26 protein-coding genes are annotated in these 26,726 nt (G+C 70.8%); 6 read left to right on the top strand and 20 right to left on the bottom strand.

What is annotated here, in order from left to right; genetic code table 11:
- Positions 1 to 43 precede the first annotated feature (43 nt).
- Both QIT00_RS28715 and QIT00_RS28710 read right to left on the bottom strand, forming a co-directional pair.
- Positions 44 to 598, bottom strand: a complete 555-nt coding sequence (locus QIT00_RS28715; protein ID WP_006133126.1) for a NuoB/complex I 20 kDa subunit family protein — start codon at positions 596 to 598, stop codon at positions 44 to 46.
- Positions 599 to 609: 11 nt separating this feature from the next.
- Positions 610 to 969, bottom strand: coding sequence for an NADH-quinone oxidoreductase subunit A (locus QIT00_RS28710; RefSeq protein WP_003974383.1), 360 nt, complete (start codon positions 967 to 969; stop codon positions 610 to 612).
- Positions 970 to 1,980: 1,011 nt separating this feature from the next.
- Between QIT00_RS28710 and QIT00_RS28705 the strand changes: the two genes are divergently transcribed.
- The gene (locus QIT00_RS28705; protein WP_282538333.1) at positions 1,981 to 2,781 is read left to right on the top strand and encodes a C40 family peptidase; all 801 of its coding nucleotides are present in this window, start codon (positions 1,981 to 1,983) and stop codon (positions 2,779 to 2,781) included.
- 82 nt (positions 2,782 to 2,863) lie between these two features.
- On the opposite strand, the gene QIT00_RS28700 is transcribed toward QIT00_RS28705, so the two are convergent.
- Entirely contained in the window at positions 2,864 to 4,210 is a 1,347-nt protein-coding gene (locus QIT00_RS28700) for a geranylgeranyl reductase family protein (RefSeq protein WP_282538360.1), read from the bottom strand.
- 75 nt (positions 4,211 to 4,285) lie between these two features.
- Between QIT00_RS28700 and QIT00_RS28695 the strand changes: the two genes are divergently transcribed.
- Complete coding sequence (locus tag QIT00_RS28695; RefSeq protein ID WP_282538332.1) at positions 4,286 to 4,828, top strand: GNAT family N-acetyltransferase; 543 nt, start codon at positions 4,286 to 4,288, stop codon at positions 4,826 to 4,828.
- An 18-nt stretch (positions 4,829 to 4,846) separates the two neighbouring features.
- Here QIT00_RS28695 and QIT00_RS28690 read toward each other — a convergent pair whose 3' ends face one another.
- From QIT00_RS28690 to QIT00_RS28665, 6 genes are all read right to left on the bottom strand, one after another.
- Entirely contained in the window at positions 4,847 to 5,767 is a 921-nt protein-coding gene (locus QIT00_RS28690; RefSeq protein WP_282538331.1) for a glutaminase, read from the bottom strand.
- Between the two features lie 32 nt (positions 5,768 to 5,799).
- Entirely contained in the window at positions 5,800 to 6,495 is a 696-nt protein-coding gene (locus tag QIT00_RS28685; RefSeq protein ID WP_282538330.1) for a demethylmenaquinone methyltransferase, read from the bottom strand.
- A gap of 246 nt (positions 6,496 to 6,741) precedes the next feature.
- A complete protein-coding gene (locus QIT00_RS28680; RefSeq protein WP_282538329.1) occupies positions 6,742 to 7,341 on the bottom strand; it encodes an imidazolonepropionase-like domain-containing protein in 600 nt (199 codons plus the stop codon).
- Positions 7,342 to 7,348: 7 nt separating this feature from the next.
- The gene (gene mqnC, locus QIT00_RS28675; protein ID WP_282538328.1) at positions 7,349 to 8,548 is read right to left on the bottom strand and encodes a cyclic dehypoxanthinyl futalosine synthase; all 1,200 of its coding nucleotides are present in this window, start codon (positions 8,546 to 8,548) and stop codon (positions 7,349 to 7,351) included.
- Between the two features lie 111 nt (positions 8,549 to 8,659).
- Entirely contained in the window at positions 8,660 to 10,426 is a 1,767-nt protein-coding gene (locus tag QIT00_RS28670) for a serine/threonine-protein kinase (protein ID WP_282538327.1), read from the bottom strand.
- Positions 10,427 to 10,522: 96 nt separating this feature from the next.
- Positions 10,523 to 11,374 carry a menaquinone biosynthetic enzyme MqnA/MqnD family protein gene (locus QIT00_RS28665; protein ID WP_282538326.1) on the bottom strand — a complete coding sequence of 284 codons (852 nt, stop codon included), beginning with the start codon at positions 11,372 to 11,374 and terminating at the stop codon, positions 10,523 to 10,525.
- 325 nt (positions 11,375 to 11,699) lie between these two features.
- On the opposite strand from QIT00_RS28665, the gene QIT00_RS28660 reads away from it, so the two are divergent.
- Together QIT00_RS28660 and QIT00_RS28655 are read left to right on the top strand one after the other, a co-directional pair.
- A complete protein-coding gene (locus tag QIT00_RS28660; protein ID WP_016645643.1) occupies positions 11,700 to 11,903 on the top strand; it encodes a cold-shock protein in 204 nt (67 codons plus the stop codon).
- A 349-nt stretch (positions 11,904 to 12,252) separates the two neighbouring features.
- Positions 12,253 to 12,945, top strand: coding sequence for a trypsin-like serine peptidase (locus tag QIT00_RS28655; RefSeq protein WP_282538325.1), 693 nt, complete (start codon positions 12,253 to 12,255; stop codon positions 12,943 to 12,945).
- An 81-nt stretch (positions 12,946 to 13,026) separates the two neighbouring features.
- Here QIT00_RS28655 and QIT00_RS28650 read toward each other — a convergent pair whose 3' ends face one another.
- The 3 genes from QIT00_RS28650 to QIT00_RS28640 form a co-directional block, all read right to left on the bottom strand.
- Positions 13,027 to 14,553 carry an alpha/beta hydrolase gene (locus QIT00_RS28650; protein WP_282538324.1) on the bottom strand — a complete coding sequence of 509 codons (1,527 nt, stop codon included), beginning with the start codon at positions 14,551 to 14,553 and terminating at the stop codon, positions 13,027 to 13,029.
- A gap of 224 nt (positions 14,554 to 14,777) precedes the next feature.
- Positions 14,778 to 16,682 carry an AMP-dependent synthetase/ligase gene (locus QIT00_RS28645; RefSeq protein WP_282538323.1) on the bottom strand — a complete coding sequence of 635 codons (1,905 nt, stop codon included), beginning with the start codon at positions 16,680 to 16,682 and terminating at the stop codon, positions 14,778 to 14,780.
- A 33-nt stretch (positions 16,683 to 16,715) separates the two neighbouring features.
- Complete coding sequence (locus QIT00_RS28640; RefSeq protein WP_282538322.1) at positions 16,716 to 18,014, bottom strand: acetyl-CoA C-acetyltransferase; 1,299 nt, start codon at positions 18,012 to 18,014, stop codon at positions 16,716 to 16,718.
- A gap of 70 nt (positions 18,015 to 18,084) precedes the next feature.
- Between QIT00_RS28640 and QIT00_RS28635 the strand changes: the two genes are divergently transcribed.
- Together QIT00_RS28635 and QIT00_RS28630 are read left to right on the top strand one after the other, a co-directional pair.
- Complete coding sequence (locus QIT00_RS28635; protein ID WP_282538321.1) at positions 18,085 to 19,407, top strand: 3-oxoacyl-ACP reductase; 1,323 nt, start codon at positions 18,085 to 18,087, stop codon at positions 19,405 to 19,407.
- 2 nt (positions 19,408 to 19,409) lie between these two features.
- Entirely contained in the window at positions 19,410 to 20,264 is an 855-nt protein-coding gene (locus tag QIT00_RS28630; RefSeq protein WP_282538320.1) for a MaoC family dehydratase, read from the top strand.
- 14 nt (positions 20,265 to 20,278) lie between these two features.
- Here the strand turns inward: QIT00_RS28630 and QIT00_RS28625 are convergent, their stop codons facing one another.
- The 8 genes from QIT00_RS28625 to QIT00_RS28590 all read right to left on the bottom strand — a co-directional run bounded on the left by QIT00_RS28625 (position 20,279) and on the right by QIT00_RS28590 (position 26,619).
- Complete coding sequence (locus QIT00_RS28625; protein ID WP_282538319.1) at positions 20,279 to 20,920, bottom strand: TetR/AcrR family transcriptional regulator; 642 nt, start codon at positions 20,918 to 20,920, stop codon at positions 20,279 to 20,281.
- A gap of 454 nt (positions 20,921 to 21,374) precedes the next feature.
- Entirely contained in the window at positions 21,375 to 22,718 is a 1,344-nt protein-coding gene (locus QIT00_RS28620) for a dicarboxylate/amino acid:cation symporter (RefSeq protein ID WP_408909873.1), read from the bottom strand.
- Positions 22,719 to 22,833: 115 nt separating this feature from the next.
- Positions 22,834 to 22,959 (bottom strand): hypothetical protein, encoded by a 126-nt coding sequence (locus QIT00_RS28615; RefSeq protein WP_282538317.1) that lies wholly within the window; start codon positions 22,957 to 22,959, stop codon positions 22,834 to 22,836.
- Between the two features lie 179 nt (positions 22,960 to 23,138).
- The gene (locus QIT00_RS28610) at positions 23,139 to 23,396 is read right to left on the bottom strand and encodes a DUF4229 domain-containing protein (protein ID WP_408909875.1); all 258 of its coding nucleotides are present in this window, start codon (positions 23,394 to 23,396) and stop codon (positions 23,139 to 23,141) included.
- A gap of 176 nt (positions 23,397 to 23,572) precedes the next feature.
- On the bottom strand, positions 23,573 to 24,106 hold the full coding sequence (locus tag QIT00_RS28605; protein ID WP_282538315.1) for a GNAT family N-acetyltransferase: 534 nt from the start codon (positions 24,104 to 24,106) through the stop codon (positions 23,573 to 23,575).
- A gap of 12 nt (positions 24,107 to 24,118) precedes the next feature.
- Positions 24,119 to 25,282, bottom strand: coding sequence for an aminofutalosine synthase MqnE (mqnE, locus tag QIT00_RS28600; protein WP_282538314.1), 1,164 nt, complete (start codon positions 25,280 to 25,282; stop codon positions 24,119 to 24,121).
- A gap of 41 nt (positions 25,283 to 25,323) precedes the next feature.
- Positions 25,324 to 25,779 carry an Lrp/AsnC family transcriptional regulator gene (locus tag QIT00_RS28595; protein WP_282538359.1) on the bottom strand — a complete coding sequence of 152 codons (456 nt, stop codon included), beginning with the start codon at positions 25,777 to 25,779 and terminating at the stop codon, positions 25,324 to 25,326.
- Positions 25,780 to 25,932: 153 nt separating this feature from the next.
- A complete protein-coding gene (locus tag QIT00_RS28590) occupies positions 25,933 to 26,619 on the bottom strand; it encodes a UbiX family flavin prenyltransferase (RefSeq protein ID WP_282538313.1) in 687 nt (228 codons plus the stop codon).
- Positions 26,620 to 26,726: the final 107 nt, after the last annotated feature.

Genomic DNA, 26,726 nt, shown 5'->3' with positions numbered 1-26,726 from the left:
TTGCTCGCGCCGTTGTTGCCGTTGGTGCCGTTGTTGTTCTCGCTCACCGCAGCAGCCCCTTCATCTCGATGGTGGGGAGCGCCTTGAGCGCCGCTTCCTCCGCCTCGCGGGCCGCCTCCTCGGCATTCACGCCGAGCTTGGAGGACTGGATCTTCTGGTGGAGCTTGAGGATCGCGTCCATCAGCATCTCGGGCCGGGGCGGGCAGCCGGGCAGATAGATGTCCACGGGGACGACGTGGTCGACGCCCTGGACAATCGCGTAGTTGTTGAACATTCCGCCCGACGACGCACAAACCCCCATGGAAATGACCCACTTGGGATTCGGCATCTGGTCATAGACCTGCCGCAGGACGGGTGCCATCTTCTGGCTGACGCGACCGGCCACGATCATCAGGTCGGCCTGGCGCGGAGAGCCGCGGAAGACCTCCATGCCGAAGCGGGCGAGGTCGTACCGCCCCGCTCCGGTGGTCATCATCTCGATGGCGCAACAGGCGAGGCCGAAGGTGGCGGGGAAGACAGATGACTTGCGCACCCAGCCCGCGGCCTGTTCGACGGTGGTCAGCAGAAAGCCGCTCGGCAGCTTCTCTTCGAGTCCCATTGGTCAGCCCCTCAGTCCCATTCCAGGCCGCCGCGCCGCCATACGTACGCGTACGCGACGAAGACGGTGAGCACGAAGAGCAGCATCTCCACGAGCCCGAAAATCCCCAGGGCGTCGAAGGTGACGGCCCAGGGGTAGAGGAAGACGATCTCGATATCGAAGATGATGAAGAGCATCGCCGTCAGGTAGTACTTGATCGGGAAACGCCCTCCGCCGGCAGGCGTCGGCGTCGGCTCGATTCCGCATTCATAGGCCTCGAGCTTGGCTCGGTTGTACCGCTTTGGACCGATAAGCGTGGCCATGACCACGGAGAAGATCGCAAAGCCGGCGCCTAGGGCTCCCAATACGAGGATGGGCGCATACGCGTTCACCGCTCCTCGCTCCTCTCAGTCGACATTGACTGCTTCGGCGGACGGACCTCCGGACCTGCGAACCCCCACAGAGATCACGAAGATCGTGCTTATGTGAGGCAGTTCACAAGCCCAACTGCCCCGCATCCTATGCCTGCCGGTCTGTGATCTGCGACACGGGGTGCGCCAACGCCTTTGTGATCTCTACCACCTGATGAAGGATCATGAAGTCGGATGAGCGGTGATCTTCATACGCGAAGCACCGAAGTGATCACCAGAGGTGACATCTGTACTCGTCGTGCCTGGTCGAGAGGGGTGCGGCACTATCAAGGGGTGGCTATTGCAAGCAAATTGGCGCTGGACGGAAACGGCTGATATTGAGACGTGCCTTCCAGTGCGAGGAGGGGCCCCGGCGATCACGGCGGAGCTCGCGGACCGGGCGGGCCGACCGAGCGGGCGGAGCGTGCGGAAGAGTTGAGCACCGAGCGGCAGTCCGACCGGAGGGGTACGTAAGGGGTCGGGGTGTGGAGCGAACGTGAATGCATGCACACGTTCACGAGCGGTCGGCGGAGACCGGGAGCCGAGCCCAACCCCCCAGCCCGCCCCAGCACTTCGCGCACCTCACGCGCACATTCAGGGCACCCCGCGGTCACGACCGGTGCGGCGCGTTCACATGACATAGCGGACTACACCGGGCATTACGGAGCGAACGCCCCGTCAACTCCCTAGGGAAAGCCCCGATGTTCGCCCGCGACTACCCGTTCCCTCGGAGACCTTTCCGTGACCTGCGCCACGTTGCCGAATCGTCGCGAACACCGGGCTTGGCCAACCACCGGATCCGGTGGTAAGTGCGGGGCAAAACGGACGTAACCAAGAAACCCAATGATCACAGCCGTGATCCCTGGTGTCCACATTGCCCGTTACGGCGTCAATAAAGGCCGACACGCCCGGGATTCACGTCGCGGGCACGTAACTGTGGCGCACCACACGTTTCTTGAAGGGAACCCGAAGGCCCTGATAGCGGTTGTACTCATGTCCCACACCGCTCACATACCCAGCCACCGGAAGCCCCGCCCGCAGCGAGCCAGCAAGCTGCGCGCCGGAGTTGCCGGTGGCGTCCTCAGCACCCTCGCGGTGGCCGGCACCGCCGGTTCGGCGCACGCGTCCGAGCCCGTGACCGAGACCATCGAGATGCCCACGCTCACCACTGAGCTGGCGACCAAGGTGGCCGCGAGCGCGGACGCCACGCAGCAGGCCGCGGACTCCTACAAGCTCCAGGCCGAGCAGGACGCCGCAGCCGAGAGGGCAGCCAAGGAGGCCAAGAAGGCCAAGGCGAAGGCGATCGCCAAGGCCAAGGCCGAGAAGGAGGCGAAGGAGCGCGCCGCCGAGGAGCGCGCCGCCCGCGCCGCCGAGCGCAGCACGCTCAGCGCCACCAGCGACTCCGTCTCCGACACCGCCGACTCCGTGGCTCCCGCCAGCGGCAGCATGGGCGCCGTCATCGGCTTCCTGCAGTCGCAGGTCGGCGACGCCTACGTCATGGGTGCCACCGGCCCCAACGCCTGGGACTGCTCCAGCCTGGTGCAGGCCGCGTTCAAGCAGGCCGGTGTCGACCTGCCGCGCGTCTCCCAGGACCAGTCGATGGTCGGCACCGAGGTCGGCACGGGCAACCTCCAGGTCGGCGACATCCTGTACTGGGGCGGCAAGGGCTCCGCGTACCACACGGGTGTGTACATCGGTAACGGCCAGTACCTGGACGCCGCGAACCCCAGCAAGGGCGTCGTCATCCAGGACCTGTCGGGCTACCCGGCCGACGGTGCGGTCCGCGTCATGTGACGGTCCCCCGAGACACACGAAAGGGCCGCCGCTCCACCGAGGAGCGGCGGCCCTTTCGACGTACGTACGCGGGGCGAGCGGTTCAGGCCTTCGGCGCCACCTTGGAGAGGCCGTTGATGACGCGGTCCATCGCGTCGCCGCCCGTGGGGTCGGTGAGGTTGGCGAGCATCTTCAGCGTGAACCTCATCAGGACCGGGTGCGTCAGACCGCGCTCCGTGGCGATCTTCATGACCTTCGGGTTGCCGATGAGCTTCACGAAGGCGCGGCCCAGCGTGTAGTACCCGCCGTAGGTCTCCTTGAGGACCTTCGGGTAGTTGTGCAGGGCAAGTTCGCGCTGTGCCGGGGTCTGGCGGGCGTGCGCCTGCACGATCACGTCGGCCGCGAGCTGCCCCGACTCCATGGCGTACGCGATGCCCTCGCCGTTGAACGGATTGACCAGGCCGCCCGCGTCACCGACGAGCAAAAGGCCCTTGGTGTAGTGCGGTTGGCGGTTGAAGGCCATCGGCAGGGCGGCGCCGCGGATCGGCGTCGTCATGTTCTCCGGGGTGTACCCCCAGTCCTCCGGCATCGACGCGCACCAGGCCTTGAGGATCTCCCGCCAGTCCAACTCCCGGAACGCCTTGGAGGAGTTGAGGATGCCGAGGCCGACGTTGGACGTGCCGTCGCCCATGCCGAAGATCCAGCCGTAGCCGGGAAGGAGCCGGTCCTGCGGGCCGCGCCGGTCCCACAGCTCCAGCCACGACTCCAGGTAGTCGTCGTCGTGGCGCGGGGACTCGAAGTACGTACGGACCGCGACGCCCATCGGGCGGTCCTCGCGGCGGTGCAGGCCCATCGCGAGGGAGAGCCGGGTCGAGTTGCCGTCGGCGGCGACGACGAGCGGGGCGTGGAAGGTGACTTCGCGCTTGTCCTTGGAGTCGGCGTCGCCCAGCTTGGCGTGCACACCCGTGATGCGGCCCGTGCGGTCGTCCACGATCGGGGCGCCGACGTTGCACCGCTCGTAGAGGCGCGCGCCCGCCTTCTGCGCCTGGCGGGCCAGCTGCTCGTCGAAGTCGTCGCGCTTGCGCACCAGGCCGTAGTCCGGGTACGAGGCGAGGTCCGGCCAGTCCAGCTGCAGCCGGACGCCGCCGCCGATGATGCGCAGCCCCTTGTTGCGCAGCCAGCCCGCCTCTTCCGAGATGTCGATGCCCATCGACACGAGCTGCTTGGTGGCGCGCGGGGTGAGGCCGTCACCGCAGACCTTCTCGCGCGGGAACGCCGTCTTCTCCAGGAGCAGGACGTCGAGTCCGGCCTTCGCGAGGTAGTACGCGGTCGTGGAGCCGGCTGGCCCGGCCCCGACGACGATCACATCTGCACTGTGTTCGGAGAGGGGCTGGGGCTCGGTCACGGCTGATCTCCCCGGTTTCGGAGTGTGGAGTTCGGCTCTCGGCATACTCACGTGCCGAAGCGCACTGGACATGGGCAGTCTATGGGGGCGTATCGATCACGGACCGAAGGGCTGCCTCGTATGACGTCAGCGACGCCGAGCACCGCCGCACCCGCACCCACCCCCACCCCCACCCCCACCGTCAGGCTCCGCGTCCCCACCGAGGAGGACGCGTACGCCTGGCACCAGGTGTTCAACCACCCCGAGGTCATGGAGTTCCACGGCGGCAAGGCGGCCGAGCCGTCGGTGTACGAGGAGCTGACCGCCCGCCAGCGCCGGCACGACGCGGAGCTCGGCTTCTGCCTGTGGACGATGCTCGACGAGGAGGGGCGGGTGCTCGGCTTCACCGGCGCCCAGCCCTGGCCGCACGCCTGGGGTCCCGCGGGCGCGATAGAGATCGGCTGGCGCCTGGCCCGCGAGGCCTGGGGGCGCGGGTACGCGACGGCCGCGGCGCGTACGACCCTGGAGCGGGTCCGGGCGGCCGGGGTGAGCGAGGTGGTGGCGATGGTGGCCGCGGAGAACGAGCGCTCGATCGCCGTGACCCGCCGCCTGGGCATGGAGCTCGCGGAGACGTACACGACGCCGTCGGGCCGCCAGGGGCACTGCTTCAAGCTGGCGCTCTGACACCGCAGGACGGGCCGGTCAGAACACGGACAGTCCCGTCAGCGTCGTGAACCGGTCGAGCGCGGCCACGCCCGCAACGGAGTTGCCGCGCTCGTCGAGCCCCGGGCTCCACACGCACAGCGTGCCCCGGCCCGGTACGACGGCCACGATCCCGCCGCCGACGCCGCTCTTGCCGGGCAGCCCGACGCGGTACGCGAACTCGCCCGCAGCGTCGTAGGTCCCGCAGGTCATCATCACCGCGTTGATCTGCTTGGCCTCGCTGCGGGTGAGGAGCCGGGCGCCGTCGGCGCGCACCCCGTGCCGGGCCAGGAAGCCGGTGGCCAGGGCGAGATCGGCGCAGCTCATCTCGATCGAGCACTGCCGGAAGTAGTGCGTCAGGAGGGTCGGCACGGGCTGGCGGATATTGCCGTACGAGGCCATGAAGTGGGCGAGGGCCGCGTTGCGGTCGCCGTGCGCGGTCTCGGAGGAGGCCACCTCCAGGTCGAACCCGATGTCCGGGTTGCCGCTCTCGGCGCGCAGGAAGGCGAGCAGCTCCTCGCCCGCGTCGCCGGTCAGGGACTGCAGCCGGTCGGTGACGACGAGGGCACCGGCGTTGATGAACGGATTGCGTGGAATGCCGTTCTCGTACTCCAGCTGTACGAGGGAGTTGAACGGGTTGCCCGAGGGCTCGCGGCCGACGCTCTCCCAGAGACCGGCGCCGTCCGTGGCGAGGACCAGGGCGAGCGTGAACACCTTGGTGATCGACTGGACGGAGAACGGAACCCGCCACTCCCCCACGCCGTGCACCCGGCCGTCGACGCCGGCGAAGGCCATCCCGAAGCGGTTCGGGTCGACCCCGGCGAGCGCGGGGATGTAGTCGGCGCTGCGGCCCCGGCCGGGCAGCGCGCCCACCTCGTCGGCGATCTGCTCCAGGACGGCCTTCAGCTGAGGGAAGTCCACGTGCTCCTCCGGGTACTCCTCCGGCACCGCGCTCAGGCCGGCTTGAAGCCCCGGTGCAGGGCCACGATGCCGCCGGTGAGGTTCCGCCAGGCGACCTTGGACCAGCCGGCCGACTGCAGCCGCGAGGCGAGCGCGGGCTGGTCCGGCCAGTCGCGGATCGACTCGGCGAGATAGACGTACGCGTCCGGGTTGGACGAGACCGTGCGGGCCACGGGCGGCAGCGCGCGCATCAGGTACTCGGTGTAGACGGTGCGGAACGGGGCCCAAGTCGGCTGGCTGAACTCGCAGATGACGACGCGTCCGCCGGGCTTGGTCACGCGGTACAGCTCGCGCAGGGCCTGGTCCGTCTCCTGGACGTTGCGCAGCCCGAAGGAGATGGTCACCGCGTCGAAGGAGTCGTCGGCGAACGGCAGCCGGGTCGCGTCGCCCGCCGTGAACGGCAGGTGCGGGTGGCGCTGCTTGCCGACGCTGAGCATGCCGAGGGAGAAGTCGCAGGGCACGACGTACGCACCGGCCCGCACGAACGGCTGCGAGGAGGTGGCGGTGCCGGCGGCGAGGTCGAGGATCTTCTGCGCGGGCCGCGCGTCCACGGCCTTCGCGACCTCCTTGCGCCAGAGCCGGGCCTGGCCGAGGGAGAGGACGTCGTTGGTGAGGTCGTACTTCTCGGCGACGTCGTCGAACATCTCGGCGACTTCGTGCGGCTGCTTGTCCAAAGTTGCGCGGGTCACGTACCCCATTCAAGCAGGGTGCGGGGCGTGGTTCGTGGCCGCCTACGCCGGGGCGTCTGCCCAGTGCGGTTTCATCGGCGGCTGCTGGCCCGTTGTTGCTGGTCGCGCAGTTCCCCGCGCCCCTGAAGGCATGCGCTGCGCGCGGCCTTCCCCCGGGGGAGATGCCGCACGGAGTGCGCATCTCAGGGGCGCGGGGAACTGCGCGACCAGCCACGACGGACCCGCAGATGAAGGCGAAACAGCGGCTCAGCGCCCCCGGTAGACCAGCCGTCCGCCGACCACCGTCGCCACGCACGTACCCGCCCCCCGGCGGACCAGTTCCGCGCGGTCCGGGACGTCGAAGATCGCGAAGCGGGCCGGGCCGCCCACCGTCAGCGGTGGCAGCAGCACCAGCGGGGTCGGGGACAGGGACACGGGACCGGGCAGCCGGTCCGGGCGCTGGCCCACGGCGAGGCCCGCGCGGCGGACCGCGTCCACGACCGTGCGCGAGCGCAGCTCACCGGCGATCGCCACCGTGCCGTGGGCGAACAGCCGCTGCACGCCGCGCCGCGCGCTCGCACCGAGCCGGGCCGGTTCGGCACGGAACAGTGCGCGGGCCCGCTCGCCGCCGATCGGCGCGGTGCCGAGGGTGTCGGCCTCGCGCGGATCGGGGTGGTACGTGCCCTCCAGGATCTCCGGGCCGTACGGGTTGAGCAGGCCCGGCGTGAGGATGCCGGGCCACCGCCGCACCCGCGCCTGTGGGTCGGCGGCGGCCAGCTCCTCGTACGGGCCGAGTGCGGCGATCGTCGCGCCGTCGACCAGGACGGCCGCCTCCGGGGACGCCTCGGCGACGTGAAGTGTCAGCACGTACGGCTCAGTTGGAGGAGAGCAGCTTGAGCTCGGGGTGGGCCGTGCCGCCCTCGATCGCGATGGACGAGATGTGCGAGGCGACGCGCGCGTCGACCGGGTCGTTGGCCGGGTCGTCGTGGACCACGATGTGCTCGTACGTCGTCGTGCGCTGGGCCGGGACGCGGTCCGCCGTGCGGATCATCTCGATGATCTCCTGCAGGTTGGAGCGGTGCTTGGCGCCGGCCGAGGAGACGACGTTCTCCTCCAGCATGACCGAGCCGAGGTCGTCCGCGCCGTAGTGCAGGGTGAGCTGGCCGATCTCCTTGCCGGTGGTCAGCCAGGAGCCCTGGATGTGCGCGACGTTGTCGAGGAAGAGGCGGGCGATGGCGATCATCCGCAGGTACTCGAAGATCGTCGCCTGCGTCCGGCCCTTGAGGTGGTTGTTCTCGGGCTGGTACGTGTACGGGATGAAGGCGCGGAAGCCGCCCGTCCGGTCCTGGACGTCGCGGATCATGCGCAGGTGCTCGATGCGCTCGGCGTTGGTCTCGCCCGTGCCCATCAGCATCGTGGAGGTGGACTCCACGCCGAGGTTGTGGGCGAGCTCCATGATCTCCAGCCAGCGCTCGCCGGACTCCTTGAGCGGCGCGATCGCCTTGCGCGGCCGGGCCGGGAGCAACTCGGCACCGGCGCCCGCGAAGGAGTCGAGACCAGCCGCGTGGATCCGCCGGATCGCGTCCTCGGCGCTGACCCCGGAGATCCGCGCCATGTGCTCGACCTCGGAGGCGCCGAGGGAGTGGATGACCAGCTGCGGGTAGGCCTTCTTGATCGCCGAGAAGTGCTCCTCGTAGTACTCGACGCCGAAGTCCGGGTGGTGGCCGCCCTGGAACATGACCTGGGTGCCGCCCAGTTCGACGGTCTCCGCGCAGCGGCGCAGGATGTCGTCGAGGTCGCGGGTCCAGCCCTTCTTCTTGTCCTTCGGGGCGGCGTAGAACGCGCAGAACTTGCACGCCGTCACGCAGACGTTCGTGTAGTTGATGTTGCGCTCGATGATGTACGTCGCGATGTGCTCCGTGCCCGCGTACCTCAGCTTGCGCGCGGCGTCGGCGGCGCGGCCGAGCGCGTGCAGCGGCGCGGAGCGGTAGAGGTCGAGGGCCTCTTCCGGGGTGATCCGCCCGCCCTCGGCGGCACGGTCGAGAATGGACTGGAGGGAGGCCTTCTCGGTCACCGGGGTCCCTTTCAGGCGGTTTCAGGCGGTCTTACGCGCGGACTGATCCAGCGTACGCCAGGGGTACGACACCCCCACTGCGAGGCCCCGCGTGCGTGCCGGAGACGGGTTCTAGCGCCGGGACAGCCGTGCCTTCGGGTTTCCGCCCGCCGGGTTCTCCGACGTGTACTCCAGGTCGTCGCCGACCGGGGTGAGGCGGACCGTGTGGTCGTTGTCCGTGCAGCGGGCGTCGCCCTTCACCTTGGCGCGGCCCGTGGCGACGATCTCCTTCTCCGTGGCCTTCTTCAGGATCAGGACGTCCGTGCAGGTGCTCAGGCCCAGCTCGTCCGTCATGCTCGCGGTGCCGAACTCCTCGCCGGGACGGGCCTGTTCGACGACGACCCGGACCGTGCCGGACGGCAGCGCCCCGTCCAGGGCCTCGGCCTTGCCCTCCCAGGTGCCGAGATAGCGCTTCGGAATGGCCTGGCCGGGCGGCTGACCGGGCTTCTGGCTGCTGTCCGCCGGTGGCTTCTTGCCCGCGCTGTTGTCAGCGTCGCCGCCGGGCAGCATCCCGGACATGAACACCCCGCCGAGGGTGACGGCGGCGAGCGCCCCCGTGACCGCGAGCGCCACGGTGCAGCTCATCCGCCGCCCCCGGCCGCCCTCGCCCGGCGCGCTGCCCGCGTCCACGGTCACGGCCAGACGGCCGCGCTGCGGCGGTACGGCACCGGCCCCTTCCGGCCCGCCGGAGGAGGAGGCCGAGGTGGCGGTGGCGTGCCGGGCGGCGTCCTCGGCGTACGTCGGGTCGGGCGGCCCGAAACCGGGCACGCCGGGCGGCGGGGGCTCGGCGCTGCGCGGGTCGAAGTGGCGGGAGGCGGGGCCGCCGACCGAGCCGGTGCTCGTGGATCCGGGCCCGGTGCCCGCGTCGGTGGGCGCGGGCGGCCGGCCCACCGAGGGGCTGCTGAACTCCACGAGCCCCGAGGCCGGTTCGGGGTGGGCCTCCAGGTCGAGGAGGCTGACGGCGCTGCGGCTGACCTGCTCGACCAGCGGCCCGGGCAGCCAGCCGGAGACCGCGAGGGCCGCGGCGCCCTCGGGCGCGAGCCGCCGGGCGATCTCCTCGGGCACGGGTCGGGCGGCCGGGTCCTTGGCCAGGCAGTCGGCGACGAGCGCGCGCAACTCCCCTTCCGGGAGGTGGAGTTCGGGCTCCTCGTGGACCACCTTGTAGAGCAGCGCGGCCGAAGAGTCACCGGCGAAGGGGGCGCCGCCCGTCGCCGCGTACGCCAGGACCGCGCCGAGCGAGAAGACGTCGGCGGCGCCGATGACGCCCTTGCCGAGGATCTGCTCGGGCGCCATGTAGCCGGGCGAGCCCACGGAGACGCCGGTCGAGGTCAGCGAGGCGGTCCCGTCGGTCGCGCGGGCGATGCCGAAGTCGATCAGGCGCGGGCCGTCCAGGGTGAGCAGCACGTTGGACGGCTTCACGTCACGGTGGACGAGGCCGAGGGCGTGCACCGCGGCGAGCGATTCGGCCAGGCCCGCGCCCAGGACGCGTACCGCCTGCTCGGGCAGCGAGGGCAGCACACCGCGCTCGCCCACGGCACGGTTCAGCGGCGGTCCGGCGACGTACCCGGTGGCGACCCAGGGCACCGAGGCCTCCGGGTCGGCGTCGAGCACGGGCGCCGTCCAGGCTCCGCCGACCCGGCGCGCGGCGTCGACCTCGCGCCGGAAGCGGGCGCGGAACTCCTCGTCGAGCGCGAAGTGCGGATGGACGACCTTGACGGCGACGGTGCGACCGCCGGAGCTGCGCCCCAGGTAGACCCGGCCCATGCCCCCCGCGCCGAGTCGGCCGAGCAGCCGGTACGGCCCGACGACGGTCGGCTCTCCGGCATCCAGCGGCTGCATGAGGCCCCTCCCCCGTTGTCCCGCGTTGTCCCGCCCGTCCCCCAGCAGCCTACGGGGAGAGGGTGCGGGGCGGACCAGGGGCGGGACCGGGGCGAATCAGGCCCGCAGCAGGTCGACCCGTACGTCCGCGTCGAAACCGGTGCTGGGACCGACCCGGCGGGCGAACTCGCGCACTCCGGCGAGCTGGTCGGGGCCGAAGCGGAAGTCGAGCGTCGTGAAGTAGCGCTCCAGGACGCCCGCGTCGAAGCTCTCCCAGCGCGCGGCCTGCTCGGCGACCTTGGTGACCTCCTCCAGGGAGACGTCCCGGGAGGCGAGGAACGCCTCGTGCACCTTGTGCACCACCTCGGGCTCGCGCTCAAGGTAGTCGCGCCGGGCGGCCCAGACGGCGAAGACGAACGGCAGGCCCGTCCAGTCCTTCCACATCCGCCCGAGGTCGTGGACCTGGAGGCCGAGGCGCGGCCCGTCGTGCAGGTTGGCGCGCAGCGCCGCGTCCCCGATGAGCACGGCGGCGTCCGCCTCGCGCATCATCAGGCCGAGGTCGGGCGGGCACGTGTAGTAGTCGGGCGTGACGCCGACGCTCTCGGCGAGCAGCAGCTGTGCCAGCCGTACGGAGGTGCGGGACGTGGAGCCGAGCGCGACCCGGGCCCCGTCGAGCCGGTCGAGCGGCAGCTGCGACACGATCACGCAGGACATCACGGGTCCGTCGCAGCCCACGGCGATGTCCGGCATGGCCACGAGCTGCTCGGAGTTCTTGAGGAATTCCACGAGGGTGATCGGGGCGATGTCCAGATCACCGCGTACGAGCCGCTCGCTGAGCTTCTCCGGGGTGTCCTTCGTGAGCTCCAGGTCGAGCAGGGTTCCCGTCCGCGCGAGACCCCAGTACAGGGGCAGGCAGTTCAGGAACTGGATGTGCCCGACGCGCGGGCGGTTGCGAGGAGAATTGTCCACATCGCGAGGCTAGCCCCCGCGCGATACGGAGCCTCGCCTGGGGCCGCCACGCGTCCTCGACGAGACGGCCCGGCGTCCGCCGGATGCACGGATGTCAACGAGTTCGTGCCGTTTCTCAGACATCCGGGTGACGTGATCTTGCCCTCTATCGCTTACGGCCGCCTGCGTGCTAGGCTCGCCGCAAGTTGCAGTTTAGTTTCCCTTGCAGTACAGAGCCTGCGGAGCATGTGACCGCGGGCTCTCGTCGTTTTCAGACTTTTGCGGTTGTGCTTGACACGCGTGGGGTTCTGGAGCAGGGACACTCTTTGGCCCATAGGAGGGCTTTATGGCTACCGGAACCGTGAAGTGGTTCAACGCTGAAAAGGGCTTTGGCTTCATCGCCCAGGAAGGCGGCGGCCCGGATGTCTTCGTCCACTACTCCGCGATCAACGCGTCTGGCTTCCGCTCCCTCGAGGAGAACCAGGCCGTGACGTTCGACGTCACGCAGGGCCCCAAGGGCCCGCAGGCCGAGAACGTCACCCCGGCCTAATCAGGCCAGGAACCTCTCGGTTCTGATCCGGTACGGATAGCAGTACCCAAGGAGCCTCGCCCCCGCTTCGTGCGGCGGAGCGGGGCTCCTGCCTTTTGCCCGCGGCGGCTTTCGCTGTTCCCATGGACGGGAGCGGAGCTGTTCCCATGGACGGGTGCGGAAAGGGAATACCCGCGTCTCACTCACGGGCGCCCTACCCGCACGCCGGGAAACCCGTCCAGCGGCACCCACTCACCCCGAAGAAGTTCAACAATTGACCATCTTCGGTCGCATGGATTCCCGGCGGTGCCTTTCCCGCTCACAGACTTCTCGTGCATGCTTCCCGGCAATCCGGCGAGGGGAGTCGTTCATGCCGCAGCGGCTGCGGGCGGTGCTCGCGGCGAGCGCCCTGGTGTCCTGTGTCGTCCTGCAGGACGCCAACGCCCTGCCCCGTGCCCTGCACGCCGAGTCCGCCGAGGTCGGCGCGCTCTTCGGTGACGACGGGCACTTCTGTACCGCGTCGGTCGTGCACAGCCCTGGCCGGAACCTGATCGTCACGGCCGGGCACTGCCTCGCCGAGGGCGACGCGGTGTCCTTCGCGCCCGGCTACCGCGACGGCGACGCCCCGTACGGCCACTGGAAGGTGGACCGGGTCTTCGCCGACGCGGCCTGGACCGACGGCGAGGACGAGGACCACGACCTGGCCTTCGCCACCGTCCGCCCGCGCGAGGGCCGCGCCGTCGAGGACGTCACCGGCGCCAACACCCTCGCCACCGACGGACGTACGGGCCGCGAGGTCACCCTCACCGGCTACCCCTCCGCCGAGGAGGCGCCCCGCACCTGCACGGCCACGCCGACCGCGTTCCACCACACCCAGCAGCGCATCGCCTGCCCGGACTTCTCGTCCGGCACCAGCGGCAGCCCCTGGGTCGACGGCGACGGGCGGATCACCGGAGTGCTCGGCGGCCACCACGGCGGCGGGGACAGCCCCGACGTGTCGTACAGCGTGCTCCTCGACGAGCGGGCCGCCGCGCTGTACCGGGAGGCGACCCGCCCGCGTTGAGGCCTGCTCCTCGCCGCAGTGGCTGAGGCCTACTCCTCGCCGCAGTGGTTGAGGCCTACTCCTCGCCGCAGTGGCTGAGGCCTACTCCTCGCCGCAGTAGAGGCCGCCGCGGCCCAACTCGCCGTACAGCAGGTAGTCGTCGGCCTTCTGGGCCACGCACTTGGACGAGAAGTAGCCGGTGTGCCCGTCGCCGTGGTTGTCCAGGAGGACGGCCTGCTCGCCGAGGCGCTGGGCGGTCTCGACGGCCCACCGGTACGGGGTGGCCGGGTCGCCGCGGGTGCCGACGAGCAGGAAGCGCGGGGTGTCGACGTCGTGGATCTTGCGGATGAAGTCGGTGCCCTTGGGTTGGCCTGCGCAGAGCAGGACCTGTTCGAGGCGGGCGGGGCCGAAGATCGGGGACGCCTCGGTGTAGTCGTCCACCAGGCTCTTGATCATCTTCTCGTCGGAGAGCTGGGCGGCGGTGAGCCGGTCCGGGTCGTCGGCGCAGTTCACCATGGTGAGCGCGACGCCGAAGTTGTCCGGCGGTACGTCCTCCTGGGAGACGATCGCGCGCCCCGCGTACTCGTCCGGGGGCGGGATCGGTACGCCGGTGAGGCGGAGCAGCGCCCGCGGGTCGCGGTCGGCGACCACGTTGGCGAGGGCCTGGGACAGGTAGGGCCAGGCATCGCGGTGGTAGAGGGCCGTGCCGAGGGCGTTGACCAGGTCGTCGCCGCCGTACTCCACGTCGTCGCCGAGCGGGATGGGGCGCTCGTTCAGCTGGGACACGAGGTCGGTCATGTTCTGCTTGGCGTCCCGCGCGTTGTCGCCCAGGACGCAGCCGGCGTTCTGGGCGCACCAGGTGACGAAGTTGTCGAGCGCGGTCTGCTGGCCCTCGACGGCCACCCGCGTCTGCTCGACCATCGGCTCGGTGAGGGTGTCGACACCGTCGAGGACCATGCGGCCCACCTTGTGCGGGAACTGGCCGGTGTAGACGGCGCCGAGGCGGGTTCCGTACGAGAAGCCGAAGAAGTTGAGCTTGTCGTCGCCGAGGGCGTCGCGCATGACGTCCAGGTCGCGGGAGACGTTGATGGTGCCGATGTGGTCCGCGACCGGGCCCGAGTGCTTGCGGCACACCTGCCATTGCTTCGCCGCCTGCTCCAGGACGGTGCTCGCGTCGTCGGCGAGCGGTTCGTCCGGCATGTCGCTGCCGTCGCCGCAGGTCACCGGGGAGCTGGTGCCGACGCCGCGCGGGTCGAAGCCGACGATGTCGTAGCCCTTGGCCAGGTCCTCGAACTGCTGGGCCGAGCCGACGAGTCCGGCCACTCCCGGGCCGCCCGGGCCGCCGAAGTTCACCAGCAGTGAGCCGCGTCTGTCGCCGGAGGCGGGGATGCGGTTCATCGCAAGGTCGACGGTGCCTTTTTCCGGGTGGGCGTAGTCGAGGGGGACGGTTACCTTGCCGCACTGCATGTCGTCGGGGGCTCCGTCCAGGTTCTTGCAGGCGCCCCAGGTGACCTTCTGGTGGTAGAAGCGGGTCAGGTCGGGGACGCGGTCGTCCGCCGCGGTCGCCTGGGCGGTGGTGCCGAGCAGGGCGAGTGCGGCGGTTGCGGCTATCACACTGCGTGTGAGCATGTGGTGGCCCTCCGTGCGGGTGCCTCTCGCGTCACGATAGGTCGGGCCCGCCTGCCCCGCCTCCCCGGGGCTCCGCCCCGGACCCCGGTTTACTCCCCGCCCCGCCCCTTCCCGAAAGCTTGCAGCAGCTTCGGGGCTGCGCCCCGGACCCCCGCTCCGTTTCCGGCTGCAGCGCCGTCGTGGCTGGTCGCGCAGTTCCCCGCGCCCCTGACGGGGCGCTCCTGTCAGGCCTCCCTGCGCTGCGCGTACAGCGCCTCGATCTCGTCCGCGAAGTCCCTCTCGATCGCCACGCGTTTCAGCTTCAGGGACGGAGTGAGGTGGCCCGCTGCCTCCGTGAAGTCGACCGGGAGGACCCTGAAGCGGCGGATGGATTCCGCGCGGGAGACCAGTTTGTTGGCCTCGTCGACCGCCTTCTGGAGGGTCTCCAGGAGCTCCGGGTCCTGGACGAGCTCGGCCATCGGCACGTCCTGCTTCTTCTTCATCCGGCGCCAGTGCGCGATGCCGTCCGGTTCGAGGGTGAGCAGCGCGGCCACGTACGAACGGTTGTCGCCGAGGACGATGCACTGGCCGACCAGCGGGTGCGCGCGCAGCCAGTCCTCCAGGGGCGCGGGTGCGACGTTCTTGCCGCCCGTGGTGATGAGGATGTCCTTCTTCCGGCCGGTGATGGAGAGGTAGCCGTCGGCGTCGAGGGCGCCCACGTCCCCGGTGCCGAACCACTTCTCGTACGCGGGAGCGGTCGTGCCCGACTGCCCGTCCCAGTAGCCGTGGAAGACCTGGCCGCCGGAGAGGAGCACCTCGCCGTCGTCCGCGATCCGCACCGCCGTGCCGGGCAGCGGCCAGCCCACGGTGCCGAGGCGGGGCCGCAACGGTGGGGTGACCGTGGCGGCGGCGGTGGTCTCCGTGAGGCCGTACCCCTCGTAGATCTGGATCCCGGCGCCCGCGTAGAACGCCGCGAGCCGTCGGCCGAGCGGGGAGCCGCCGCAGATCGCGTACCGCACCTTGCCGCCGAGGGCCGCGCGGATGCGCCGGTAGACCAGCGGGTCGTAGAGCGCGCGGGCCGCCTTGAGGCCGAGGGTGGGGCCGGGGCCGGTGCCGTGTTCGGCGGCCTCGACCGCCTCGCCGTAGCGTCGGGCGATGTGCGCCGCGCGGTCGAAGGAGGCCGCCCTGCCCATCTTCTCGGCGGTGGCCCGGCCGGTGTTGAAGACCTTCTCCAGGACGTACGGGATGGCGAGGAGAAAGGTGGGGCGGAACCCGGCCAGGTCGGCCAGGAGGTCCTCGGTCTGGATGCTGGGCGCGTGCCCGAGCCGTACGCGGGCGCGCAGGCAGCCGATGGCGACCATCCGGCCGAAGACGTGCGAGAGGGGAAGGAAGAGAAGGGTGGAGGCCGGGTCCTTGCTGATCGACTTGAAGACGGGGTGCAGGAGCTCGATGGCGTTGTCGACCTCGGCGAAGAAGTGGCCGTGCGTGAGGACGCAGCCCTTGGGGCGGCCGGTGGTGCCGGAGGTGTAGATGAGGGTGGCGAGGGAGTCGGGGGTGAGGGCCGCGCGCCGCTTGTCCGCCTCGGCGTCGTCGAGGCCGTCGCCCGCCTCGGCCACGGCGGGCAGGTCGGCGAAGGTCCACACGTGGGCGAGGTCCGGCAGGCGGTCGCGCTCGGGGCCGAGCGCGGCGGCCTGCCCAGCGGTCTCCACGGCGAGGGCGACCGCCCCGGAGTCCTGGAGGATCCAGCGGGTCTGGAAGGCGGACGAGGTCGGGTAGACGGGGACGGTGACCAGGCCCGCCGACCAGGCGGCGAAGTCGAGGAGCGTCCACTCGTACGTCGTCCGCGCCATGATCGCGAGCCGGTCGCCGGGGCGCAGGCCGTGCGCGATCAGCCCCTTGGCGAGCACCCGGACCTCGTCGGCGAACTCCCGCGCGGTCACCTCCCGCCACGTGCCGTCGGCCTCCTTGCGGCTCAACACGGCCTCGGCGGGCGCCTGTTCGGCGTTGTCGTACGGGATGTCCGCGAGCGAGCCCACGGTCACCGCGGGCGCGAGGGGCGGCACGGACACCTCGCGTACGACGCCGTCCGTGACGGTCTTGTGCGGCTCGACGAGCGGGGGCGGCGCGGGGGCCGGGGTCTTGCGGGGCACGCGACTCCTTGAGGGTGAGTGGTTCGGGGGCCGTCAGGCGCGTTCGAGGATCGCGGTCACGCCCTGTCCGCCGGCCGCGCAGATGGAGATCAACCCCCGTGCGGGAGCGTCCCGTTCGGCGAGGAGTTCGGCAAGGGTGGCGACGATCCTGGCGCCGGTCGCGGCGAAGGGGTGGCCGGTCGCGAGGGACGAGCCGGCGACGTTGAGGCGGTCCCGGTCGACCGGGCCGAGGCCCGCCTTCTCCCAGGCGGCGAGCGTGGCGAGGACCTGCGAGGCGAAGGCCTCGTGCACCTCGACCAGGTCGAAGTCGGCCAGGCCGAGCCCGGCCCGCTCCAGCATCCGCGGCACCGCGTACGCCGGGGCCATGAGGAGCCCGTCGCCGCCGTCGCCGGTCACGTCGCCGCCCACGAAGTCGACGGCGGCCGTCTCGTACGCCGTGAGGTACGCGAGCGGGGTGAGGCCGCGCGCGGCCGCCCACTCCTCGTCGGCGAGCAGCACGGTCGCGGCGCCGTCGGTGAGCGGGGTCGAATTGCCCGCCGTCATGGTCGGGTCGGGGCCGTCGGTGCCGAACACCGGCCCCAGCCCGGCGAGTTTCTCCACCGTGGAGTCGGGGCGCAGGTTCTGGTCCCGCTCCAGGCCGCGGAAGGGCACGACGAGGGCGTCGAGGAAGCCCCGGTCGTAGGCCGCGGCGAGCCGCTGGTGGCTGGTGGCGGCGAGCGCGTCCTGGTCCTCGCGGCGCACGCCCCACTCCCGCGCCGTCACGGCCGCGTGCTCGCCCATCGACCGGCGCGTACGCGGCTCGGCGTTGCGCGGGATGTCCGGGACGAGGTGGCCGGGGCGGATCTTCGCGAGGGCCTTGGCCCGGGCGCCGACCGTCCTCGCCCGGCGCGCCTCCAGGAGGATCTTGCGCAGCTTGTCGTTGACGCCGAGCGGGGCGTCGCTCGCGGTGTCGGCGCCGCCCGCGATCGCGCTGTCGAGCTGGCCGAGCGCGATCTTGTTGGCGGCGGCGATCACGGCCTGCAGGCCGGTGCCGCAGGCCTGTTGGATGTCGTACGCGGGGGTGCGCGGGTCGAGTCCGGAGCCGAGGACCGTCTCGCGCGCGAGGTTGAAGTCGCGGCTGTGCTTGAGGACGGCGCCCGCGACGAACTCGCCTACGCGGCTGCCGTGCAGCCCGAAGCGGTCGACGAGGCCGTCGAGCGCGGCCGTGAGCATCTCCTGGTTGGACGCGGTGGCGTACGGACCGTCGGAACGGGCGAACGGGATACGGCTCCCGCCGATGACCGCGACGCGGCGGATCCGGCCCTTGTTCCCGGCGGCTTCTTCGGTGCTCATCTCGACCAGCTCCTGACCCTTGAGTAACCTTACTCAGAAGTAAATTTACGACCGAGCTGGGAGTTGGACAATGGCCGACCGCTATCTGAACTTCACCGGAACCGCGCCCGGCCGCTTCCTGACCCGCAGACTCGGGCTCCCGCAGCCCGCCCCGCTGCGCCGCTGGTCGGCCGAACACCCGTCCCTTGACGGCCCGTTGCTGCGGCTGACCGCCGGTCTCTCCGCGCTCAAGGGCCTGGACGAGGCGCTGGCCCGCACCGGCCTCGAACCCGGCACCGAGCGCCCCGCCGCCGTCGTACTCGACGCCACCGGCGTCGCCGACGTCGGCGCACTCGCCGAGGTGCACGCCGCCCTGCACCCCGTGGTGCGCTCCGTCGCGCCGGGCGGCCGGATCGTCGTGCTCGGCTCGGCACCCTCGGCCACGGACCACCACCAGGCCGCCGTCCAGCAGGGCCTCGAAGGGTTCGTGCGCTCCCTCGGCAAGGAGGCGGGCCGCGGCCGTACGGTCACGCTGGTCCGTCTCGTCCGTACGGACTCCGCGGTGGCGGCCGAGTCGACGCTGCGGTTCCTGCTCTCGCCCAAGTCCGCCTACGTCAGCGGCCAGGTGATCGAGGTCGGCGAGACGGCGGGGGAGCCCGCCACCGACCCGGCCCGGCCCCTCGACGGGCGCACCGCTCTGGTCACGGGCGCGGCGCGGGGCATCGGCGCCTCGGTCGCGGAGACGCTCGCGCGGGACGGCGCGCATGTCGTCGTCCTCGACATTCCGTCCGCCCAGGACGAGTTGGCGCAGCTCGCCGAGCGGCTCGGCGGGACCGCGCTGCCGCTCGACATCACCGCCGACGACGCGGGCGAGCGGATCACCGCGGCACTCCCCGAGGGTGCGACCGGCCTGGACGTGCTGGTCCACAACGCGGGCATCACGCGGGACCGCAGGCTCGCCAACATGCCCGCCGAGCGCTGGAGTCCGGTCCTGGACGTCAACCTCGGGGCCGTGCTGCGTACGACGGACGCGCTGCTCTCGTCCGGCACCCTGAACCGCGGCGGGGCGATCGTCGCCACGGCGTCCATCGCGGGGATCGCGGGGAACGTCGGCCAGACCAACTACGCGGCCAGCAAGGCCGGGATCATCGGCCTGGTCCGCTCGCTCGCGCCGCGCGCGCTCGCCGAGCACGGCGTCACCGTGAACGCGGTCGCGCCCGGCTTCATCGAGACCAGGATGACCGCCGCCGTTCCGCTCTTCATCCGCGAGGCGGGCCGCCGCATGAACTCCCTCGCGCAGGGCGGCCTTCCGGTCGACGTCGCGGAGACCACCGCCTGGTTCGCCGACCCGGGCTCCGGCTCGGTCAACGGCCAGGTCGTCCGCGTCTGCGGCCAGAGCCTGCTGGGGGCCTGACGATGACGGTCGTACGACTCGACTCCGCACCGAGCCTCGCGCCGCTGCTCGCACGGGGCGCGCTGCGGTCCCCCCTGAAGCGGGTCGCTCAGGGTGCCGTCGCCCCGCCGACGCGGCTGGTCCTGCGGGATGCGGCGGTCGACCCGGGCCGACTGGCCGCGTACCGGGCGGTGTGCGGTTTCCCGGAGTCCGGATCCACTGCGCCGAGCGCCGGGCTCCCGGTGACGTATCCGCACATCCTGGGCTTTCCGCTGGCCATGCGGCTGATGGCGGCCCGTGAGTTTCCGCTGCCGCTGCTCGGTCTCGTCCATACGACGTTCGCGGTCGACCAGCACCGGCCCGTGCCCTCTTCCGAACGCCCCGAACTCACGGTGTACGCCGAGAAGTTGAGCCCGCACCGACGCGGCACGGAGGCTCTCCTCGTCACCGAGGCGCGGCTCGCCGGGGAGCTGGTCTGGGAGTCCCGCAGTACGTACCTCGCGCGTCACTCCACGTCGTACGAGGGTCCGGTCCCGGAGCGCTCGGGCGACGACGCGCCGTTGCCCGTACGCGCCGAGTGGGACCTGCCCGGGGATCTCGGGCGGCGCTACGGGGCGGCTTCCGGCGACCGCAACCCCATCCACCTGCACCCGCTCACGGCGAAGCTGTTCGGGTTTCCGCGGGCCATCGCCCATGGGATGTGGACGGTCGCGCGGTGCCTCTCCGAGTACGGCGTGGAGGGGTCGGTCCGGCTGCGCGCCGAGTTCAGGGCTCCGGTACTGCTGCCGGGGCGGGTGGCGTACGGGGTGGAGGGTGAGCGGTTCGAGCTGCGGGGGGCCGGCGAGAAGGTGCACCTGAGCGGGGCCGTCTCGCCGTAGGGCAGGCTGCCCGATCAGCGGGGCGGGGACCAGGGCTCGCCCCGCATCAGGTTCCCCAACCCCGCCCAGGCGAAGTTCATCAGCGTGGTCGCGGCCTGCTTCGCGGTGACGCCCTCCGCGGTGTTCGCCCAGACCGCGAGGGCCTCCGCCGCTCCCACCAGGGCCTCCGCCAGGCCGGCCACCTCGCGTTCGGGCAGCGACGGGTCGCGGTGCGCCTCCCGGGCGGCCTCCGCGATCAGCAGCGTCACGAACGCCACGATCTCCTCGCGCATCACGGCGACCTCGCGCGCGAACGGCTCGCCCTGGGTGCGGGCCTGCGCGTGCAGGACCGCCCAGCCGTCCGGGTGTTCGGCGGTGTGCGTGAAGAACCCCCGCAGCCCGGACCAGAGTTGGGCGTCGGCGGGCTCGCCGGGCGTGATCGCCGACCGCACCGCCTCGACGAGCGCCGCCGCCTCCCGGCGGATGCACGCGGTGAAGAGCTCTTCCTTGGAGTTCAGATACAGGTAGACCAGCGGTTTGGACACCCCGGCGAGCTCCGCGATCTCGTCCATGGACGCGGCCCGGTACCCGCGCTGGGCGAAGGTCCGCACGGCGGCGTCCATCATCTGCTGTTCCCGTACGGCCCGCGGCATCCGCTTGCCCTTCACAGCACCCACGCCGGTCGCCCTCCCCGATTCACGATTACTCCGCGGTAAGCCTACGGCGCCGGGGAGACTCCCCTCGATCACAACGGAACCAGATCCGGCCACCACGGCGGCACGTTGTCGGGCGGGCAGACGGGCACGGGGTAGCCGCCGGGCGCGTGCAGCCGGACCGCGCCAGGGGCGCGGGGCCGTGACATGGTGCGGCTCCGCCGCGTGGGCGCGACCAGCCACGAACGACCCGCGGCACACCACCAGGAGCCCCCCCCCCAACGGCGGGAAGGGCTCGGCCGACGAACGAGGCGGTGGAGCTCGGCCTGGCCGACCCTCAAAGGGGCGCGGGGAACTGCGCGACCAGCCACCGCGGACCGGCACGTCAGAACCGGCAGCCGCCCCACGGCGAAACGAACCGCGCCCCGGACCAGTCTCCCTGGTCCGGGGCGCGGCAACGCCAGTGGCGACATCCGCGTTACGCAGGCACCGGCACCGCGCGCGAGTCCTCCGCCGAGTCGGCCGACTCGTCGGTAAGCGACGACGACGCGCTGTCGTACGCCTTGCGGTCCAGGATGTTCTCCCGGGCCGCGACCAGGATCGGGATGACCGACTGGCCGGCCACGTTGGTGGCGGTGCGCATCATGTCGAGGATCGGGTCGATGGCGAGGAGCAGGCCCACGCCCTCCATCGGCAGGCCGAGCGTCGACAGGGTCAGCGTCAGCATGACCGTGGCGCCCGTCAGACCGGCGGTGGCGGCGGAGCCGATGACGGAGACGAAGGCGATCAGGATGTACTCCTTGATGCCCATCTGCACGTCGAAGATCTGCGCGACGAAGATCGCGGCGATCGCCGGGTAGATCGCGGCGCAGCCGTCCATCTTGGTCGTCGCGCCGAACGGGACGGCGAAGGAGGTGTAGTCCTTCGGGACGCCGAGGCGCTCGGTGACCTTCTGGGTGATCGGCATGGTGCCGACCGAGGAGCGGGAGACGAAGGCCAGCTGGATCGCGGGCCAGGCGCCCTTGAAGAACTTCAGCGGGTTGACCTTGGCCACGGTCGCGAGCAGCAGCGGGTAGACGCCGAAGAGGACCAGGGCGCAGCCGATGTAGATGTCCGCGGTGAAGGTCGCGTACTTGCCGATCAGGTCCCAGCCGTACGTGGCGATGGCGTGGCCGATGAGGCCGACGGTGCCGATCGGGGAGAGCTTGATGACCCACCACAGGGCCTTCTGCAGCAGCGTCAGGACCGACTCACTGAGGTCCAGGATCGGCTTGGCCTTCTCGCCGATCTTCAGGATGGCGATACCGGCGACGGCGGCCATGAAGACGATCTGCAGGACGTTCAGCTCTGTGAACGGCGTGATCACGTTCGCCGGGATGATGCCGGTGAGGAAGTCCAGCCAGGTGCCCGCGCTGTCCGGCTTCGCGCCGTCCTTGGGGGTGAGGCCGGTACCGGCGCCGGGGTTGGTCAGCAGACCGATGGCGAGGCCGATGACCACCGCGATCAGCGAGGTGATCATGAACCAGAGCAGGGTGCGCGTCGCCAGTCGCGCGGCGTTGTTGACCTTACGCAGGTTGGTGATCGACACCAGGATGGCGAAGAAGACGAGCGGCGCGACGGCCAGCTTCAGCAGCTGGATGAAGATCGTGCCGACCTTGTCGAGGGTGGTGACGAGCCAGGAGACGTCCTGGCTCCGGGCCAGCCAGCCGAGCAGGACACCGAGGACCAGACCGGCGACGATCTGGGCCCAGAAGGGGACCTTGGGTATGCGGAAGCCGGACGGCTTCTCGGTGGCGGCGGGGGAATTCGCGGACACGGACACACTCCGGTGAAGACGCGTGGTCAGGGACGTACGTGCTCATGCGTGCGGCATGGCGTGACTTGCGTGGAGCGGCTGCCGCGGAAGGGACTGCGCGGCGCCACTGCATTGATGTCGCTCAGACGCGGCAACAGGCCGCGGACATGCAGCGGCAGAGGTCGACATGCAGGCGCGCGACGAGCGGAACGCTCGTGGCCATGAGCGGATCGCTCACGGCGGTGCGGGGCGCGACTGCTGTCTTCATGTCGAACACGTTAACACTTGAACTTTGAGAACATCAAAGGGTGTCTTTGGGGAGGATTTCCAGCCATCCGCCCCGGATTAGGCGGGAAAACGCAGGCACCCCGGCCTCCGAGCGGCTGCTCGGTCACCGGGGTGCCGTCGTGTCTGTGACGAGAGTTACAGCTCTCGACGACGTACGCGCTACAGCTCCCGCACGCCGTCCTCCATGCTTCGGTTCTCCGCGAGCTTGGTCTTCGCGCGGTCGACCGAGCCGACGATCTGGACGGACATCTCCTCGCGCTGCCCGCGCAGCAGTACGAAGCTGAGCGGCGCGGAGACGACGATGGCGAGCACGAGCACCCACAGCAGGTTCGAGTCGCCGAGACCCCGCGGCAGCACGCCGAGGTAGACGAGTCCCCAGATCGCGAAGAAGCAGGCGGCGAAGATGCCAAGCCGCATCGCGGTGTACCGGACGGTGGCGCTCGGCTTCGGTGCCACGGCTCGCCTTCTCTCTGCTCGTACGTCTGCGGGGTGTCCGACAAGTGAAGCACGCCCGCAAATGGATCAGCCCAGCGGGCTCAATCTCGGCGGGCTCAGTGCAGCGGGCTCAGTGCAGCGGGCTCAGTGCAGCGGGCTCAGTGCTGCAGCGGGAGCCACATCGTGACGTCGTCCCGGAGATCGTGCGGGGCGACGCGGATCGCGGACGGCACCCGGCCGACCTCCTTGTAGCCGCAGGACTCGTAGAACCGCTCCAGGCCCTCGCCGCCGCGGCAGGTGAGGCGGATGCCCTCGATCCCGTCGAGCGAGCGGGCCGCGTCAGCGGCCGCGGCCATCAGGCCCCGGCCGTACCCCCTGCCCTGGTGGGCGGGGTGCAGCATCACGGTGTAGAGCCAGAGCCAGTGGCGCATCAGGCGGTGCGAGTTGAGGGCGAGGAAGGCCGTCGCGGCGACGGCGCCCGCGTTGTCGTCGTCATACCCCACGAGCAGCCGGGTGCGGCCGTCGGCCATCGACTCCAGGTGCTTCAGCCACTCGGGCCGGACGGACTCCGCGGTGACCGGCGGGACGAAGCCGACGGCGCCGCCCGCGTTGGTGACGTCCGCCCACAGCCGGACGATGTCCCGGCCGAGGTCGGGACCGACCCGGGGTTCGAACACGAAGCGCAGTGGCATGACGCGCCCGCCTCAGAAGCGCATCGGCTGCGGGGCCTCGCGGCGCTCCGGGTCCGGGCCTTCGTACTCGCGGATGATCTCGTACCGGGTGTTCCGCTCGACCGGGCGGAAGCCGGCGTCGCGGATCAGGTCGAGCAGGTCCTCGCGGGTGAGCTTGTTGGGCGTGCCGTAGTTGTCGGCGTCGTGCGTGATCTTGTACTCGACGACCGAGCCGTCCATGTCGTCCGCGCCGTGCTGCAGGGCGAGTTGGGCGGTCTGGACGCCGTGCATCACCCAGAAGACCTTGACGTGCGGGACGTTGTCGAAGAGCAGGCGGGAGACCGCGAAGGTCTTCAGGGCCTCGGCGCCGGTCGCCATCTGCGTGCGCGCCTGCAGCCGGTTGCGGACCTTGCCGTCCTGCATGTCGACGAAGTCGTGCTGGTAGCGCAGCGGGATGAAGACCTGGAACCCGCCGGTCTCGTCCTGCAGTTCACGCAGCCGCAGCACGTGGTCGACCCGGTGCCGGGGCTCCTCGATGTGCCCGTACAGCATCGTGCTCGGGGTCTTCAGACCCTTCTCGTGCGCGAGCCGGTGGATGCGCGACCAGTCCTCCCAGTGGGTGGCGTGGTCCACGATGTGCTGCCGGACCTCCCAGTCGAAGATCTCCGCGCCGCCGCCGGTCAGCGATTCGAGACCGGCGTCGATCAGCTCGTCGAGGATCTCGGAGGCGGGCATGCCGGAGATGGTCTCGAAGTGGTGGATCTCGGTGGCGGTGAAGGCCTTCAGCGAGACGTTCGGCAGCGCCTTCTTCAACTCGCTGAGCGAGCGCGGGTAGTAGCGCCACGGCAGGTTGGGGTGCAGGCCGTTGACGATGTGCAGCTCGGTGAGGCTCTCGCCCTCCATCTCCTTGGCGAGCTTCACCGCCTCCTCGATGCGCATCGTGTACGCGTCCTTCTCGCCCGGCTTGCGCTGGAACGAGCAGTACGCGCAGGACGCGGTGCACACGTTCGTCATGTTGAGGTGCCGGTTGACGTTGAAGTGCACCACCTCGCCGTTCTTGCGGGTGCGCACCTCGTGGGCGAGGCTGCCGAGCCAGGCCAGGTCGTCGGAGTCGTAGAGAGCGATCCCGTCCTCGCGGGACAGCCGCTCACCGGCCAGCACCTTCTGCTCAAGGTCCCGCTTGAGTCCCGCGTCCATGCCCTTACCTCTCCCTACGACAACTCCGGCCAACCGTACTGCTAGACCTCTTCGGGCAGTTCCCCGACCCGGTTCTCCCACTTGGTGGAGAGCACGATCGTGGTACGGGTGCGCGAGACGCCCTTCGTGCCGCTCAGCCGGCGGATGGTCTTCTCCAGCCCGTCCACGTCGTCGACGCGCACCTTGAGCATGTACGAGTCGTCACCCGCGATGAACCAGCAGTCCTCGATCTCGCTGAGGTCCTTGAGGCGGTGCGCCACGTCCTCGTGGTCCGTGGCGTCGGACAGGGAGATGCCGACCAGGGCGGTCACGCCCAGGCCGAGGGCGGCCGAGTCGACGGTCGCGCGATAGCCCGTGATCACGCCCGCCGCCTCCAGGCGGTTGATGCGGTCGGTGACGGAGGGGCCGGAGAGGCCGACGAGCCGGCCGAGTTCGGCGTACGAGGCCCTGCCGTTCTCCCTCAGGGCCTGGATGAGCTGCCTGTCCACCGCGTCCATATGCCTGGTGCCTTCCATTGTTCAGCGATGCCACGAGTCTGCGTCTGTATCGGTGCCTTGTGTCTCAATCTAAGGCACACAGGGTCGCACCCCTGTGATTCTTTTACCGGATCACCGGAGATCTTTCAGATTCCAGGAGAAGGGCGGGCGGCCCTAGGCCTCCCGAGAGCCGCCACCGAGCTCTCCTTCCCAGCGGCGGTACAGGCCGTGCGGCACCCCCGCCGCGTCAAGGACCCGCCCGGCGACGAAGTCCACCAGGTCCTGGATGTGCGTCGCCCCCGCGTAGAACGCCGGTGAGGCGGGCAGTACGGTCGCGCCCGCCTCGTCGAGCGCCACGAGAGCCTTGAGCGTCTGGCCGTTCAGCGGGGTCTCCCGCACGGCGACGACCAGCTTCCGCCCCTCCTTGAGCGTCACGCTCGCCGTCCGCTGCAGCAGGTCCTTCGAGAGCCCGAGCGCGACCCCGGCCACGCAGGCCGTGGACGCGGGCACGATCAGCATCCCGCGCGTCGGGTACGAGCCGGACGAGGGGCCCGCGGCGAGGTCGCCCGCCGCCCAGTACCGCACGTCCGTCACATCGAGCGGCGCGTACGCGTCCGGCTTGCCGTCCGCCCCGCGCGCCAGCCACTCCCGGAGATCGTCCTGCCAGTGGGCGTCGCGGAACGAGATGCCCGTCTCGTCGAGCAGCGTCAGCCGAGAGGCACGGCTGACGACCAGGTCCACGCTCTCGCCCGCGGCGAGCAGAGCGCGCAGCACGGCCGCGGCGTACGGCGTGCCGGACGCGCCGGAGACACCGACCACCCAGGGTCGGCGCTGCGAGGTGTGTTCGGGTACGGGCTGCACGCCACGAGCCTATCCGCAGGGCCGGAACCGGGCAGACCCCACCGGGCGTTGAGCGGACAGGAGGCGGTTCGCAGCAGGCGGTTCACAGCTGGCAGTTCGCAGCAGGC

Source organism: Streptomyces luteolus (genome assembly GCF_029968015.1).
In the GTDB taxonomy this organism is placed as follows: domain Bacteria; phylum Actinomycetota; class Actinomycetes; order Streptomycetales; family Streptomycetaceae; genus Streptomyces; species Streptomyces luteolus.
The sequence above is the reverse complement of the archived record's forward strand: the minus strand, read 5'-3'. Positions and strand labels throughout refer to the sequence as shown.

What these genes read in the sequence shown, in the direction of transcription:
- QIT00_RS28715 (WP_006133126.1), bottom strand. Translation starts at nt 598, where the DNA reads ATGGGACTCGAAGAGAAGCTGCCGAGCGGCTTTCTGCTGACCACCGTC.
- QIT00_RS28705 (WP_282538333.1), top strand. Translation starts at nt 1,981, where the DNA reads ATGTCCCACACCGCTCACATACCCAGCCACCGGAAGCCCCGCCCGCAG.
- QIT00_RS28700 (WP_282538360.1), bottom strand. Translation starts at nt 4,210, where the DNA reads ATGCCGAGAGCCGAACTCCACACTCCGAAACCGGGGAGATCAGCCGTG.
- QIT00_RS28695 (WP_282538332.1), top strand. Translation starts at nt 4,286, where the DNA reads ATGACGTCAGCGACGCCGAGCACCGCCGCACCCGCACCCACCCCCACC.
- QIT00_RS28670 (WP_282538327.1), bottom strand. Translation starts at nt 10,426, where the DNA reads ATGCAGCCGCTGGATGCCGGAGAGCCGACCGTCGTCGGGCCGTACCGG.
- QIT00_RS28660 (WP_016645643.1), top strand. Translation starts at nt 11,700, where the DNA reads ATGGCTACCGGAACCGTGAAGTGGTTCAACGCTGAAAAGGGCTTTGGC.
- QIT00_RS28655 (WP_282538325.1), top strand. Translation starts at nt 12,253, where the DNA reads ATGCCGCAGCGGCTGCGGGCGGTGCTCGCGGCGAGCGCCCTGGTGTCC.
- QIT00_RS28650 (WP_282538324.1), bottom strand. Translation starts at nt 14,553, where the DNA reads ATGCTCACACGCAGTGTGATAGCCGCAACCGCCGCACTCGCCCTGCTC.
- QIT00_RS28640 (WP_282538322.1), bottom strand. Translation starts at nt 18,014, where the DNA reads ATGAGCACCGAAGAAGCCGCCGGGAACAAGGGCCGGATCCGCCGCGTC.
- QIT00_RS28635 (WP_282538321.1), top strand. Translation starts at nt 18,085, where the DNA reads ATGGCCGACCGCTATCTGAACTTCACCGGAACCGCGCCCGGCCGCTTC.
- QIT00_RS28630 (WP_282538320.1), top strand. Translation starts at nt 19,410, where the DNA reads ATGACGGTCGTACGACTCGACTCCGCACCGAGCCTCGCGCCGCTGCTC.
- QIT00_RS28615 (WP_282538317.1), bottom strand. Translation starts at nt 22,959, where the DNA reads ATGAAGACAGCAGTCGCGCCCCGCACCGCCGTGAGCGATCCGCTCATG.
- QIT00_RS28610 (WP_408909875.1), bottom strand. Translation starts at nt 23,396, where the DNA reads ATGCGGCTTGGCATCTTCGCCGCCTGCTTCTTCGCGATCTGGGGACTC.
- QIT00_RS28605 (WP_282538315.1), bottom strand. Translation starts at nt 24,106, where the DNA reads ATGCCACTGCGCTTCGTGTTCGAACCCCGGGTCGGTCCCGACCTCGGC.
- mqnE (WP_282538314.1), bottom strand. Translation starts at nt 25,282, where the DNA reads ATGGACGCGGGACTCAAGCGGGACCTTGAGCAGAAGGTGCTGGCCGGT.
- QIT00_RS28595 (WP_282538359.1), bottom strand. Translation starts at nt 25,779, where the DNA reads ATGGACGCGGTGGACAGGCAGCTCATCCAGGCCCTGAGGGAGAACGGC.